Annotated in this window: 10 protein-coding genes and 1 pseudogene; 5 read left to right on the top strand and 6 right to left on the bottom strand. The window is 61.1% G+C overall.

Annotated features, from left to right (window positions below):
- Window positions 1-1,146, bottom strand: a 1,146-nt coding sequence (locus VEZ52_RS00660) for a VCBS repeat-containing protein (protein WP_324835095.1), incomplete at its 3' end; no start/stop codon positions are given.
- Window positions 1,147-1,364: 218 nt separating this feature from the next.
- Here VEZ52_RS00660 and VEZ52_RS00665 point away from each other — a divergent pair.
- A complete protein-coding gene (locus VEZ52_RS00665; protein WP_324835096.1) occupies window positions 1,365-2,756 on the top strand; it encodes an RsmB/NOP family class I SAM-dependent RNA methyltransferase in 1,392 nt (463 codons plus the stop codon).
- 53 nt (window positions 2,757-2,809) lie between these two features.
- Here the strand turns inward: VEZ52_RS00665 and hypF are convergent, their stop codons facing one another.
- Window positions 2,810-5,311, bottom strand: coding sequence for a carbamoyltransferase HypF (hypF, locus tag VEZ52_RS00670; protein WP_324835097.1), 2,502 nt, complete (start codon window positions 5,309-5,311; stop codon window positions 2,810-2,812).
- 176 nt (window positions 5,312-5,487) lie between these two features.
- Between hypF and VEZ52_RS00675 the strand changes: the two genes are divergently transcribed.
- The 4 genes from VEZ52_RS00675 to VEZ52_RS00690 all read left to right on the top strand — a co-directional run bounded on the left by VEZ52_RS00675 (window position 5,488) and on the right by VEZ52_RS00690 (window position 9,896).
- Window positions 5,488-6,057: a helix-turn-helix domain-containing protein gene (locus VEZ52_RS00675; RefSeq protein ID WP_192112586.1), complete on the top strand. Its 570-nt coding sequence runs from the start codon at window positions 5,488-5,490 to the stop codon at window positions 6,055-6,057.
- A 108-nt stretch (window positions 6,058-6,165) separates the two neighbouring features.
- The gene (locus tag VEZ52_RS00680; protein WP_192112587.1) at window positions 6,166-7,845 is read left to right on the top strand and encodes an AMP-binding protein; all 1,680 of its coding nucleotides are present in this window, start codon (window positions 6,166-6,168) and stop codon (window positions 7,843-7,845) included.
- A 351-nt stretch (window positions 7,846-8,196) separates the two neighbouring features.
- The gene (sppA, locus tag VEZ52_RS00685) at window positions 8,197-9,234 is read left to right on the top strand and encodes a signal peptide peptidase SppA (RefSeq protein ID WP_324835098.1); all 1,038 of its coding nucleotides are present in this window, start codon (window positions 8,197-8,199) and stop codon (window positions 9,232-9,234) included.
- A gap of 170 nt (window positions 9,235-9,404) precedes the next feature.
- Window positions 9,405-9,896 carry a hypothetical protein gene (locus VEZ52_RS00690; protein ID WP_324835099.1) on the top strand — a complete coding sequence of 164 codons (492 nt, stop codon included), beginning with the start codon at window positions 9,405-9,407 and terminating at the stop codon, window positions 9,894-9,896.
- 81 nt (window positions 9,897-9,977) lie between these two features.
- Here the strand turns inward: VEZ52_RS00690 and VEZ52_RS00695 are convergent, their stop codons facing one another.
- From VEZ52_RS00695 to VEZ52_RS00710, 4 genes and pseudogenes are all read right to left on the bottom strand, one after another.
- Window positions 9,978-11,246 carry a diguanylate cyclase gene (locus VEZ52_RS00695; RefSeq protein ID WP_324835100.1) on the bottom strand — a complete coding sequence of 423 codons (1,269 nt, stop codon included), beginning with the start codon at window positions 11,244-11,246 and terminating at the stop codon, window positions 9,978-9,980.
- Between the two features lie 365 nt (window positions 11,247-11,611).
- Complete coding sequence (locus tag VEZ52_RS00700; RefSeq protein WP_324835101.1) at window positions 11,612-11,956, bottom strand: hypothetical protein; 345 nt, start codon at window positions 11,954-11,956, stop codon at window positions 11,612-11,614.
- Window positions 11,953-13,398, bottom strand: coding sequence for a translation initiation factor IF-2 (locus tag VEZ52_RS00705; RefSeq protein ID WP_324835102.1), 1,446 nt, complete (start codon window positions 13,396-13,398; stop codon window positions 11,953-11,955). Before VEZ52_RS00705 ends, VEZ52_RS00700 begins: the two co-directional genes overlap by 4 nt.
- Window positions 13,399-13,411: 13 nt before the next feature.
- Window positions 13,412-13,796 (bottom strand): annotated as a pseudogene (locus VEZ52_RS00710) (hypothetical protein); the annotation flags it as partial.

A 13,796-nucleotide genomic window follows, 5' to 3' on the forward strand; every position in this document is an offset into this window, starting at 1 on the left:
GTCGGTCAGCATGACAAGCTGTTCACCCTTGCCGTTCTTGCCGGCGGGCAACCACACGCAGTTGAACACGGTGGCGCCGGTGGGCAGGTCAAGACGGGTGCCAAGCGTAAACTTGCCGTCCTGCTTGGTCATGATGCGCACGCCGGGAGCAAAGAGCTTGAGCGAATCCCATCCCTGACCCACGAGAGTGGGGCTGTAGGTGGGGGGCACACGCATGACGCTCACGTAGTAAGGAATGCGGTCGGCAATGGTGGTGAATTTGTTGCCCTTGAAGCTGTAAATGAAGGAGTAAGGGCGGTTGCTCGATTCTTCGGTGGTGGTCACAACAAGGGCCATGCTGCGATCGCGGTTGAGGTCGATGGCGCGCATGGAGAAGTTGTTGTTGGAACGCGAAACCACGGTTTCGCCAATCAGCTTGAGCTGACCATTGGCAGGCCAGCGGTAGATGCGCAGATCGTGATCGCTCAGGATGGCGATTTCATTCTTGCCATCGCCGTTAAAGTCGCCCACGGCCATATCGACCATGTTGTAACCCAGGCGCTGGGTGCGCAGGCGGGAACCGTCTTCAGCGCCGGCGCCCTGATAGCGGAACTGCGGGTTCAGGTACACCTGCTGCTGACCGGTTTCGTTGGTGACGATGTCGCCATTAGCGGTTGCGCCACGCGGGGAACCAGAGGCGGTGGAGCCGGGGGTGCGCATTGCGGAGGAAATACCAAACACTTCCTGGCTCAGGGCCGAGGTCAGGTTCTGCACAGAAGTAGTCAGTTCGCTCACAGGAGCCTGGGCGGTTTTGCTCCAGGTTTTGCCTGCCTTGTCCACGCTGTTCATAACAACGGTGCAGTCGTTGCCCATGACGCTCACCGAGCCCCAGATGGCGTTGTCTGCACCAGAAGAGCGGAGCGCCTGCTGGGCTTCTGCCTGGCTGGCGGCCTTGTTCTGTCCCGCACGGGCTTCAAGCACGCCAGGGCGGTCAAGGCGTCCCTGAATGGTAGCCTGAACAGCCTTGGAAAGGTAAGCATAGCTCTGGGGGGCATTGACCACAAAGGGCAATACCACAGCGCTTTTAGCGGCGGCGCTGGCAGCGCCCGCAGCAACGGCGACGAGCAGCAGGCAGACCGAAAAAGTCAGTCGCATGGCGAATTTCATTCCATTCTCCTTGAGTATTCACGCAAATACCCGGTAAAGTACGGCCACGGGCCGTTGTAGCGGTCAACCGGTACCGACTGTCAAATGCAGCCCGGCACGTCCGCACTGGCGCACTATACGCACACTTGCAGCGCCGTGCAAGACGCAAGGAGCCTGTGGGGCGCGCCGCAACAGATAAATTCCTTGCGGGAAGGGCGTACTGTCAATAATATGCCGCCATGCCGAAAACTCTTATCCGTTCTTTCCGCCTGGTATGCGCCCCGGAGCAGGTGCCCGCAGTGGAGGCCCTGCTGCGCGCTCAGGGGTATGATTTTGAGCCGGAACCTTTTTCTCCCCTGTGCCGTCGCCTTGTGGCCGAGCCGCGCCCGCTTGGCGGTTCGCTGGCTGCATTTTTCGGCTACATCTATATACAGGACCGCTCATCCATGTTGCCGCCGCTGGCGCTGGCTCCCGCTGCTGGCAGCGCCGTGCTCGACATGTGCGCAAGCCCGGGCAGCAAAACCGGCTTTCTGGCCCAGCTTGTGGGACGCAATGGTTTTGTGCTCGGCAACGAGCCTTCACCCACGCGCCTTGGCACCCTGCGTGCCAACCTGCACCAGCTTAATCTGATACAGGCCGCCACCTGTTCGTACAGCGGCGATGCCCTGCCTTTACGCCCCGGCTCGTGGGACGCAATCCTGCTTGACCCGCCCTGCTCCGGCTGGGGAACTGCAGAAAAACACCCGCAGGTGCTCAAGCTCTGGCAGGGCGACAAGCTCGACAGCCTCACCGGGCTGCAACGCCGTCTGCTGCGCCATGCGGCCTCGTTGCTGCGTCCCGGCGGGCGGCTGGTGTATTCCACCTGCACGACCAATGTGGATGAAAACGAGGCGCAGGTGCGCTTTGCCGAGCAGGAGCTGGGGCTGGAACGCGAACACCTTGATCCCATCCCCGGTTTCGTGTGGGAGGAACTGCCCGGCGGCGAAGGCACCTTGCGCGTGGACGGCGCACGCTCGCAGGCTCAGGGATTTTATGTGGCCCTTTTCCGCAAACCGGGCAATGCGAATACGGCGGTTTTGCCCTTTGAAAGCAGCGCGTCTGAGCCGCAGGAAGCCGTTTTTGAAGTGCCTGCTTCTGCTCTCTCAGGGATGCAGAGCGCGGGCCAGCGCAATGGACGGCGTGCCGGGCGGAACCGCGGTGACGACCGTGCGGGAAAGCCCGTTGAACGTCCTTCTGGCAGCCCGTTGCCGCCGGAAAGCCTTGTGGGCGCTACCTGCAACCCTGACCTGCTGCCCCCAGGGCGGGCGGTGCTGTACGGCGAGCACGTACGTTTTGTGCCGCCTCAGGCCACAGTTCTTTTGCCCCCCGGTTGCGTATGGCAGGGTTCATTGCTGGGCAAGCTTTGCGGCGGAACGCTGGATGCCGCGCCGCGCCTGCGCGTGCTCATGCAGTCGCCGCCGGATGCCGCCTCCAGTCTGGTGCTGGACGATGTGGCCGATATTACGGCCCTGTTGAGCGGGCAAAGCCGCCAGACAGGTTTGAATGGACGCGAGGCTGGCCTGTGGTGGCGCGATCTGCCTTTGGGGCGCATTGTTCTCAAGCAGGGCAGGGCCATAGCCGGGTTCAAATAGGCGCGGATACTGTCAGCAGGTTGCCTTGCGGGCTTTTCCCGCCTTGCTTGCAATCAGAGTTTCGCCCTTGCCAGCATCCTTCTGCCCCACACGGCCTGACCGAGGGAAAGCCCACCATCGCCTGGCGGCAGCTCATGGTGGGTGAGGGCTGTGAGGCCCTGCTCCGCCAGCGCCAGCGGCAGCAGCCGCGCCAGCGTGGCATTCTGCAATACGCCGCCGGTGAGCCCCACACAGTTCAGCCCCAGTTTGCGGGCCGCACGGCCCGCCATACCTGCCAGCGCCCGCGCAAGGCTGAGGTGAAAACGCGCCGCGGCTTCTGTGGCGTCCATTCCCTGCGCCTGCGCCTGCGCAACGTGGGCGAACAGGCCTGCGCTGTCCATTTCCAGCAAATCGTGGTGAAGCGCAATACCAACGGGCCAGACCAATGCGGCCATGTCCTTGTCGCGCGCCTTGCCCTCCAGCGCCGTGCGGACATGCTCATTGGCCCGGTTGGCGGCATCTTCAAGACGGATAGCGGCCTGCCCTTCGTAGCTTGTATCAAGGCATAGCCCCAGTTGCGCGGCCACCGCATCGAAGAGGCGTCCGCAACTGGATGTGGGCGGACAGTTGATGCCGCGCCGCAGCATTTCTGTCACTGCGGCTGCGGCCTGCGCCTGTTCCGGCAGCCAGGGGGTACGCAGTGACGGAAGGGGAATTTCCGCCTGCTCGCAAAGGCTGCGCAGGGCCAGCGCAATGCGCCAGGGTTGGCGCACGGCTGCATCTCCGCCCGGCAAGGCAAAGGGGGCCAGACGGCCCACCCTGCGCCACTGGGCCTGCTCAAGCTCCATGAACAGCAGCTCTCCACCCCATACTGTGCCATCGTCGCCAAGCCCCGTGCCGTCAAGGCAGAGGGCCAGCGCCGGGCCGTAGTGGCTGTTTTCGGCCAGTACCGCTGCGGCGTGGGCGGCGTGGTGCTGCAAGCGCCACAGGGGCAGGCCCTCGCGTTCTGCGCGGGCCTCGGCATAGCGGGTGGAAAGAAAATCGGGGTGCGCATCGCACACCAGAGCCTCGGGCCGCACCTCCAGCAGTTTTTCCAGATGCGCTGCCACCTCCTCATAAAAATTCAGGGTGGCGGGATTTTCCAGATCCCCAATGTGCTGGCCCACAAAGGCCTCGGCCCCGCGCGTCAGGCAAATGGTGGCCTTGAGCTCCGCTCCGGTTCCCAGCACGCAAGGGGCGTTTTGTTCCGTCTTGGGCAGAAAAACCGGGCGCGGCACATAGCCCCGGGCGCGGCGATAGAACAGCGGTTCGGCAAGCTGGTTTGCGGTCGCAGGTGTGCCGTGCGCATCCGCGGCGGACAGGCTCGGCTGGAGAGTCACCACGCTGTCGTCCACGCGCACCAGAATATCCCGGTCGTGCAGGAGCCATGCGTCCGCCAGATGGTCAAGCCGGGCCAGAGCCTCGCGGTTGCCAAGGCAAATGGGTTCGCCCCCGGCATTGGCCGAGGTCATGACCAGCACGGGCGGCAAAGCTGTGCATTCTGCAAGGCGGCTGAAAAGTACGGCATGCAGGGGGGTGTAGGCCAGCATGATGCCGACCTTGCCAGTGTCGGGAGCCACCTCATGCGGCAAATATGCAGCATCATCCTGGATGGCAGCACCATGCTGCGGCGTGCTGCGGCGGGGGCAGAGAACAACGGGTTTTTCCGGGCTTTGCAGCAGGGCCTCATGTTCCGGCGTAAGGTCGCACAGGGTGCGGGCTGTTGCCAGATCGCCAACCATGAGGGCCAGCGGTTTGTGCGGGCGTGTTTTGCGCCGCCGCAGCTCTTGCAGGCTTTGAGCATTGCGCGCGTCGCAAGCCAGTTGAAAGCCCCCCAGACCTTTGAGCGCCAGAATTCCGCCGTGGAGCAGGGTCTGCACGGCCTGCTCCAAAGCCTGTTGCTGATTTTCTGCGGTCGGCGCGGTGTTTCCCTTGCTGGCAGCCGCCTTATCCACAAACCACAGGCGCGGCCCGCACGTTGGGCAGGCCACGGGCTGGGCATGAAAGCGCCTGTCTGCCGGGTCGGCATATTCCGCGCTGCACCGGGGGCAGAGCGGGAAACAGCTCATGGATGTGACGGCGCGGTCATAGGGAATGGAGCGCGTGATGGTGTAGCGCGGCCCGCAGTTGGTGCAGTTGGTAAAGGCGTACTGGTAGCGGGGGTTGGCGGGATTGCGCATGTCGGCGAGACAGTCTGCGCATACGCCCATATCCGGGCTTACAAGCACGCTGTGCGCTGCCTGCCCTGAGCTGGAAACAATGCGGAAGGCTGTTTCATCCTCCACAACAGGCAAGTCGTGTTCGTCCACTCCGGTCAGCCGTGCCAGCGGCGGTAGTTCGGCGCGCAGGCGGTGGCCAAAGCGCTGCACTTCCGCCGCTGCGCCCTGCATTTCCATGCGCACGCCTTCAGAGGTGTTGCCCACAGTGCCTGTAAGCCCGCCTTCGGCTGCGAGGCGATAGACAAAGGGGCGAAAACCCACGCCCTGCACCTGCCCGGAAGCCACAAAAGCCCTTCTGACCAACGGTTGTTTGCTCATGCCTTTCATCATAGCGCAAAGAGCAAAATGTGTCAGCAGGGGTACTGTATGGCCGCTCAACAGCGCATGTTTGCTTGCGAGCGCACGGGCTTTTCGGTATTTAGTGGGTTGCTTGCCGCCACGTCATCCTGCCAGAGCGGCATCCAACCCGGCATATCCGGTAATCAGGAGCGTCTATGCCCCCCGTGCGTACCATTGGTTCCCGCATCCGTGGATTTCGCGAAGAACGCGAAGTTGACCTGCAAACCCTTTCCCAGAATACGGGCCTTACGGAAGACTATCTTGAAAAGCTGGAATCAGACGCCATATATCCCTGTATCGGCCCCCTGCAAAAGGTGGCCCGCGCTCTTGGCGTGCGCCTTGGCACTTTTCTGGACGACCAGTTTTCGCGCGACCCGGTGGTGAGCAGCATCAATGGCGAGGCCGAGGCCGATGAAGCGCTGCACACAGGGCGCGTACCCCGCCCCAGCTATACCTATCATGCGCTGGCCAAGGGCAAGAACGACCGCAACATGGAACCCTTCCACATCCGCATTTTCCCCGACAGCGGCGAACGCAAGACCACCTCGCATCAGGGCGAGGAATTTATCTGCGTGCTCAAGGGCGAACTGCTTGTGGTCTATGGCCGCGAAACCCGCGTGCTCAAGCCTGGCGAAACAATTTACTACAATTCCATTGTGCCTCATTACGTGGGCGCTGCGGGCGACGAGCCTGTGGAATTTCTGGCTGTGACTTACAATCCCTAGGGCATGTTCACTTTCTGTTGGTCTGCTCCAGGGTGCGATTCATGGCCCTTCAGACCGCACACCGCGTAACAGCGGCGCACTCGCCGCAACACGCCTTTGGGAGGATGCATGGAAGAAAAAGTTCGTGAGCGTCAGGCGCAGTTTGAACTGCGCGAATGGACGTTGGGGCAGGTGCTTGACCACACTGTGGCGCGCTTTCCCGATAATGAAGCCCTGGTATACCCTGACCGCAACTATCGCCAGACCTGGAGCGAGTTTGGCGCTCTGGTGGACGATTTCGCCAAAGGGCTGATGGCTCTTGGCGTGCAGAAGGGTGAAAAGGTCGCAGTATGGGCCACCAACGTGCCGTACTGGGTGGCATTGCAATTCGCCACGGCAAAAATCGGTGCCATACTTATTACGGTAAACACCAATTACCGCGAACACGAGCTGCGCTATCTGCTCACCCACTCCGAGTGCGAAAATATTTTTCTTATCGACAGCGTGCGCGACCACGATTATCTGGACACGCTCTACCGCATTGCGCCTGAGCTGCGTTTGCAGTCGCGCGACAGGTTTGTGTGCAAAAGCCTGCCGCACCTCAAGCGCGTGTGCTTTCTGGGGGCGGAAAAGCACCGGGGCATGTATTCCGTGCCGGAAATACTCGCCCTTTCCGTCATGGTGGACGAGGCGGAATACGCCGCCCGTCAGGCCCTGCTCCAGCCGTGGGATGTCATCAACATGCAGTACACCTCGGGCACCACGGGCTTTCCGCGCGGGGTCATGCTGACCCATGTGGGCGTGGGGCTGAACGGGTACTGGATTGGTCGCCACCAGAATTTCGGCCCGGAAGACAGGGTGTGTCTGCCGGTGCCGCTGTTCCACTGCTTCGGCTGCGTGCTTGGCGTCTCCGCCGCAGTGAACCACGGCGCGACCATGGTTATCCTTGAGTCGTTCAACGCGCTCAAGGTACTGGCTGCGCTCGACAGCGAACGCTGCACGGCTGTGTACGGCGTGCCCACCATGTTTCTGGCAGAGCTGGAGCATCCGCTTTTCAAGCGTTTTGACCTTTCGCACATGCGCACCGGCATCATGGCTGGTTCCGTCTGCCCCGAGCCGCTCATGCGCCGCGTGGTGGACGACATGAACATGACGGAAATCACCATCTGCTACGGCCTTACGGAAGCTTCGCCGGTGATGACCCAGTCGGACATTCACGATCCCCTGTCGCTGCGCTGCGAAACCGTGGGCTGCGCTATGCCCGGCATTGAAGTGCGCGTGGGCGACCCCGATACCTGCGAGGAACTGCCGCGCGGGGAGGTGGGCGAAATCCTCTGCCGTGGCTACAATGTCATGAAGGGCTACTACAATATGCCCGATGACACGGCCAAGGCCATCAGCCCCGAAGGCTGGTTGCATTCCGGCGATCTGGGCGTTATGGACGAGAACGGCTACCTGCGTGTGACAGGCCGCATCAAGGATATGATTATCCGTGGCGGCGAAAATATCTATCCGCGTGAGGTTGAAGAGTTCCTTATGGGCATGCCCGGCATTCTGGACGTGCAGGTTGTGGCTGTTCCCAGCCGCAAGTACGGCGAAGAGGTCGCGGCCTTCATCATCCCCCGCCCCGGTGTGGAAATTCTGCCGGAAGACGTGCGCGATTTTTGTCGCGGCAAGGTGTCGTGGTATAAAATACCCAAGTACATCAAAACAATAACAGGGTTCCCGCTTACGGCCAGCGGCAAGATCCAGAAGTTCAAGCTGCGCGAAATGGCCGCAGAATTCTGGCCAGAGCCCATGCAACGCTAAATACAATGGGCGCGCCCTGCATCGTGCGGGGCGCGCCAGTGCAACAGCATCAGGCTGTGCCTGAAAAGTGCGGACTCCCCTGGGCCGCCATCCGCGTCACGAACCGGGCAGATAGTTTGCCGCCGAATAAACCTGCATAAACAATCCCGCTCCGCGCCAGTCTCCGGCTTCTGCCGTCAGCTCAACCGTGTGCCCAGCCCCTTGCCATAAGACATTTCCCAAGCCATTGAAAGGGCATGCGGCAATCCCCGGCGATAGTGCCGCCAGCCTGCGAATTTTTCCACCATCGGGCCAAGGCCCGTCACAACTACAATCAGGTCAAAGAGCGTTATGAGCAATCAGGAATTTTCATTGAATACAGAGTCCCCGCTTTCCATGTCCGCCATGCCCGAGGGCGGCCCAGCCGAACCTGCACCAACTGCGGCGTCCTCAGCAGCGCCAGCGCCTATGGCGGGGCAGTCCTGCGCCTGCCCGCTGGCCCAGGTTCCGGCAAACGTATGGAAGGATCTGCTGCGCCGTCCGTTCCGCAAGCGGCATCCGGTCATCTTTTGGGGGCTGATACTGCTTTTGCTGGCAGGTGTCGGCGTGTTTGGCGCTGCCCTCGGCAGCAACGGCCTCATGGGCGGCCAGCGCATAGCCCTTGTGTCTGTTTCCGGCCCCATCATGGATCCGGAATCTGCCCTTGAGTGGATACGCAAGGTGGAGCGCGACCCCATGATAGCGGGTGTGCTGCTGCGCGTGGATTCGCCTGGCGGGGGCGCAGCGGCATCGCAGGAAATCTATAGTGCCGTGCGTGATCTGGCCCGCAAAAAGCCCGTGGCTGTCAGCATGGGTTCTCTGGCTGCTTCGGGCGGGCTGATGGTCAGCATGGCGGGATCGCGCGTGTTTGCCAATGCCTCCACCGTGACAGGCTCCATTGGCGTCCGCATGGACATTCCGCAGTTACAGGGCCTTATGGGTAAAATAGGCGTGGGGCAGGAGACCATAACCACCGCCCCCTACAAAGACGCCGGTTCCTACATGCGCCCGTTGAGTACCGAGCAGCGCGACTACTTTAAAAAAGTGCTGGACGACATGCACCAGCAGTTTGTGGACATAGTGGCCGATGGGCGGCACATGGAGCATGCCCGCGCCGCCGCGCTTGCCAGCGGCAAGATTTTTACCGGGCGTGAGGCCGTGCAGCTTGGACTGGTGGACGAACTGGGCGGGCAGCAAACGGCCCTGGCCTGGCTTTCGGAGCAGTGCGGCGTGCCAGCGGAGCGCAAGCTTGTGACCCGGCCCAAGGAAGGCGGCTGGCTGCCGCGCAGCCTCAAAACCATGCTGGGGGTTGATCTGAGCGCACTGGGCAGTCTGTCTTCCAGCAGCCCGGTGTTTCTTTATCAGTTTTAGGGACAGCGTTATCCGCATTGCGAGCGCTAACGTGCTCTGACAATAATAGTTAACAAAACTATGGCATTATGAATATTTCGGGCGGCTGTTCTAGACAGCCGCCCTTCCTTGTGCGATACTTCTGCCCGAAAAATACCGCGCACTGCGCGGACATTTCAAGGAGCTTGTCCATGAAATATGCGCTGTTGGGTTCATTGATGGCCTGTGTGCTGTTGGCGGGCCTGTGCGGGGCGGCCGCCGCTGCGGAAAAAAAATTTAACCATTTCAGCATAGACCTGCCCGCCAAGTGCTCGGCAACAGAAAAGGAAAGCATTGTAACCGTTTCCTGCGGGCAGGATTCATTTTTTTCCATTGGTATTTTTACCAAGGCGGAAAACGGCAATCTGACGCCCAAACAGTTTGCCGAAAAGCAGTCGGCCAGGCTTAAAGGCACTGCGCCTTCAAAGGCTGACGATGGCGGCGGCTGGACGTTCCAGGCCATGTCCGGCAGGGTTATGACACATGCGGACGTGTCCACTGAAGGCGACCTGACCCTGCTGTTTATCAGCGATGTGAGCGACGCGGACTGGCCCGATGCCCTGCAAAAGGCGTATGATTCCCTGCGCGGGGCCGATGACCGCGCGGATGCCCTGATTCAGAAATCGCTTTTTGAGCGGGAATAAGCCCGAGCAGACGCGCTTTTACTCAAGTTTGCCTTATGCAAAGCCCCGCCGGATAAACCAGCGGGGCTTTGTTTTGCAAGGTTAGTCGCTTTCAGGAATGCTGCATGCGGCTGAGGCGACCTTGTTGCGCCCGCTGTTTTTAGCGGCGTACAGGGCTTTATCCGCCACTCTGATGAGTTCTTCGCAGGCCGCGTGTCCTGACAGGGCGCTGGCTGTGTCGAGCGCCGCAACGCCTATGCTGATGGTCACATGACCAAGTGCGCTTTGGCAGTGGGGGATGCGCAGCGCGCTGATGGCTTCGCGCACGCGCTCGGCAACCATCGTGGCGTTTTCCTTGCCTGTATGGGGCATGATGATGGCGAATTCCTCGCCGCCGTAGCGGAACAGCTCGTCGCCGGGCCTGAAAAGCGCGGCGCTCATGGCCTTTGCAGCACGGGCAAGGCAGTCGTCTCCGGCAAGGTGCCCATAGGCATCGTTGTACAACTTGAATTTGTCCACATCGACCATGCCAACGCACATTTCGCCGCCTTCTCGCGCAAGGCGCGCCACTTCCCTTTGCAGAGCTTCATCAAAATGGCGGCGGTTGAACACGCCTGTCAGGTAATCCTTGAGATTCATCTCTTCCAGTTGGCGATTGGCGGCCTCCAGTCGGCGCTCCAGCCCCTTGCGCAGACTTATATCGCGCAGCGACACACAGAGGGAGTGAAGCTCGCCGCAGGCGTCGGGCAGGGCGTAGATGGACATGACATAGTCCTTGCCGTCCCAGATGATCTCCTGTTCGGCAATGGCTTCGCCAGAGGGGAGTGTCCTGAAAGCCTCGTCCACCACGTCAACGGAAGGGATGCCCGCTTCACGAATGTGGGAACGCACCAGGGCGTTGGCGGGTTTGTTCGCAATAATGGCGTACTGCGCGTTGACCGCCAGCAGTTGTCCATCCCTGTTGACGATGCAGAGCGCCATGAAATCGTGCGCAAACACTTCCTCAAAAACTGGCGCGAAATCTCCGCGCATGTCCACAGAGCCTATGCTGTGTTCTTCGCCCTCAAAGCCGAGAAATGCGCCGTTGGCACTGTGCACGGGCCTTATGTTCAGGCTGGTGACCGTGTGTGTACCTCTGGGGCACACATAGCGCACGGTGCAGCCTGCGAGCGGCCGGGTCTCGGCAGAAGCAAGGGCGCGGCGCAGCATGGCGGCATCGTCCGGGTGCATGCAATGAACCAGTGATTTGCCCGCGAGTGATCCCACTGGCAATTCCAGCAACAGCTCCTTTGCCGCATCCACATGGCGGTAGACCAGATCATGGTCAACGCTCCAGCAAAATGATTCACTGATATTTTTTTGCATCGACATGGTTCCCCCTCCTTTGCCGCCCCAACTGGTCCAGGGGCATTGCCCCTGCTGCGCGTACCTGCGGCAAAGACTCTGTCGATTTCAACGCCAGAATATACATAAGGGAACCCTTTCGCCAGAGATTTTGGACAGAAAGGCAAGTGCTCAAGAAATATCGAAGATGCCAAATGTCTGGCGGGCACAAAGTTTGTGATTATGGGAGCAAAGGGAGGCCGCGAACAAAAAAATATGAAAGCCATAATTTTTTGGCCTTGAAACTCGCGGACAAAATGTGACCAAATCACATTTTGGCGCAGCGCCACAAGCGCGGAATGCCTTTGTGGAATATGGCGTAATTCAGGCAGGAAGGACAAAAAATCGAAAAATCAATGGCCGGAGTAATCCAGAACATTGTTCAGCGGAGCGCTGTGGCTTTCGATACGCCCATTGTTGAAGGTGTGGCGATAAAGCCGCCAGCCCTCCATATCAAGAACGTCGAGCTTTCCCTTATGTTCCTGGCAGATATGCTCCCCAAGTGCAGCCAGCACTTCATCCACGGGAAAGTACATGCCTTCGAAGGAAATACGGGCCATGTCGCCGTCACGCTCAAGAACAGGCACGTCATCTTCATCGGGCATGGCATCGGCGCAGGCCTGCTCCAGAGCCGCGTAAAAATCATCGTTTACAGGATACACATGCCCGTAAACCTTGAGCAGTGGGGATCGGCTCATGGTTTTGCCGCCGTGTCGCCAGCCTTGGCGGGCTGTTGGGGAGTGACGGAATCAGCTGGGGGCGTGGCGCCCTCTTGCCTTGAAGATGTGAGGCACATCTGCTGCCCACGGGCGGCGACAAGGCCTTCGCAGTCGCCCAGAGCGCAGGCGGCGGCCAGATCAGCGCACATGCCGGGTTCGTTGCTGCGCAGCATGCGCAACGCGCCACGGGCCCGCAAAAGCCGAACTTTGTCCGAAGTGTGGGGAAAAGCATCCGTCGTGGCTTCCAGCACCGCGCTCAGGTCATCTTCGGCAAGGGCCAGTTGCTGCAAGCGCCAGTGGGCCAGTGCGCGGATGTACCGCGCGCGGCCAAGGTCAGGGGCAAGCTCCAGTGCGGCAGTGCAGGAAGCGATACTGCGCTGCGGCATGCCCGCCTGCAAGAGTGCCTCTCCCAGAAGTAGCCGGGTAGCGGCGCTCTGCGGCAGATTGACGGCAGTTTTTTCAAGGACTGCCAGAGATTCTGCCGAGGTCAGCCAGCCCTCGGGTGAAAGGCGCAATGTATCCAGAGCCGCAATGGCGGCGGCAAGAGTCTCTGCCAGTGCGTCAGCTTTCTGCTGTGCCTGCTGTTGCGCTGCTTCCCGTGCGGTGCCCTCGGGGGTCGGCATGGGCGGGTGCTGGGTCAACTGCCCTGGCGGAGTCACTTTGGCAATATACCACGTACCGCCAGAACCGGGAGACGAATCACCGGAGCCGCCAGCTCCTGGCAGGGCATCGGCGGCGGCGACCTCCTGAGCGATCTGCCGGGCGTTTGCCGTTGCGGTCATCAGGTCGGCCAGCAGCAAACGCCGTACTTTCAGGGCATCAGGATTACGCAACAGCCGCAGCAGTGTTTCCGCCGCATCGGGCCGGGCCAACAAGGTAACTGTCATGCTTTGCGCGCCGGAATCCCCGCTGGCGGCAGCATGGTCAACCTCTGTCAGCGGGGTGTACAGTTCTGCGGCCAGCGCCGTATATTCGTTGAAATCGGTGATGCCCATGCGGATGTCGCGCCTGTTGGGCAGGGCTGCTGCGGCCGCGTGCAGGGCATCCAGAAGGGCGGCGGCTTCCGCGCACAGTCTTTGGGCATGCGGGGGCAGTGGAGCGGCGGGGCAGTGCGCGCTGCGAAGAACGGGCGATGGCAGGGGGAGGGGCCCGGGCCTGGAAGCAGAGGGGCCGTTTTCCAAAGGCGAGAGCGGATCAGGCGCGGGAGACGAGGGACTGGCGTTTTCGGCTGGGGTATTGCCAACCGCACCGTCGGGGGTACCCTTGACCTCGGTTGCTGGCTTGTCAGCGGCGGAGACTGCCGCCGGAGGGCCGGGCGTGTGTTCTGCTGCGCATGCCGCACCGCCGGTCAGCAAGACCGGCGGCAGGGCAAAAGTTCCCAGCAGAGCCACCAGGGGCAAGCTGGAGAACAATGTACGCAAGGCCCGCATGGGCTTATTTTTTTGCCTCGATGGTCTGGACAATCTTATGCGCCATGGGCTTGACCAGGTCGCGCAGAGTTTCCAGCATCAGGTTGTCGGCAGCGCTGCCCGAGGGCAGGCCGGTGCGCGACTGTGAAGCGTTGAGCGATTCACGCAGGATGCGCGCCTGCCGGTTGGCAAGCACGTAGTTTGCGCGCAGCGATGTGGACATGTCGGTGGTGGACGTTTCGCGGATGTTGGCTTCATCGACCTGGCCTGTGACCATAAAGTCGGGGTTGCCCTTGCGCGCTTCGTTCACGCTGATGGAATAGGAAACCTGCATGCCGTTGCGCGCAAGTTCATCGGCCAGAGCCTTGCTGATCCACTGGGCGACATTGTCGGTGGTGACAAACGCGCTG

The organism is Desulfovibrio sp., from assembly GCF_035644575.1.
GTDB lineage: Bacteria > Desulfobacterota > Desulfovibrionia > Desulfovibrionales > Desulfovibrionaceae > Desulfovibrio.

Bases quoted from the DNA above. Each gene is read 5' to 3' on its own strand.
- VEZ52_RS00675 (WP_192112586.1), top strand. From the start codon at position 5,488: ATGCCCCCCGTGCGTACCATTGGTTCCCGCATCCGTGGATTTCGCGAA.
- VEZ52_RS00700 (WP_324835101.1), bottom strand. From the start codon at position 11,956: ATGAGCCGATCCCCACTGCTCAAGGTTTACGGGCATGTGTATCCTGTA.
- VEZ52_RS00680 (WP_192112587.1), top strand. From the start codon at position 6,166: ATGGAAGAAAAAGTTCGTGAGCGTCAGGCGCAGTTTGAACTGCGCGAA.
- hypF (WP_324835097.1), bottom strand. From the start codon at position 5,311: ATGAGCAAACAACCGTTGGTCAGAAGGGCTTTTGTGGCTTCCGGGCAG.
- VEZ52_RS00665 (WP_324835096.1), top strand. From the start codon at position 1,365: ATGCCGAAAACTCTTATCCGTTCTTTCCGCCTGGTATGCGCCCCGGAG.
- VEZ52_RS00695 (WP_324835100.1), bottom strand. From the start codon at position 11,246: ATGTCGATGCAAAAAAATATCAGTGAATCATTTTGCTGGAGCGTTGAC.
- VEZ52_RS00690 (WP_324835099.1), top strand. From the start codon at position 9,405: ATGAAATATGCGCTGTTGGGTTCATTGATGGCCTGTGTGCTGTTGGCG.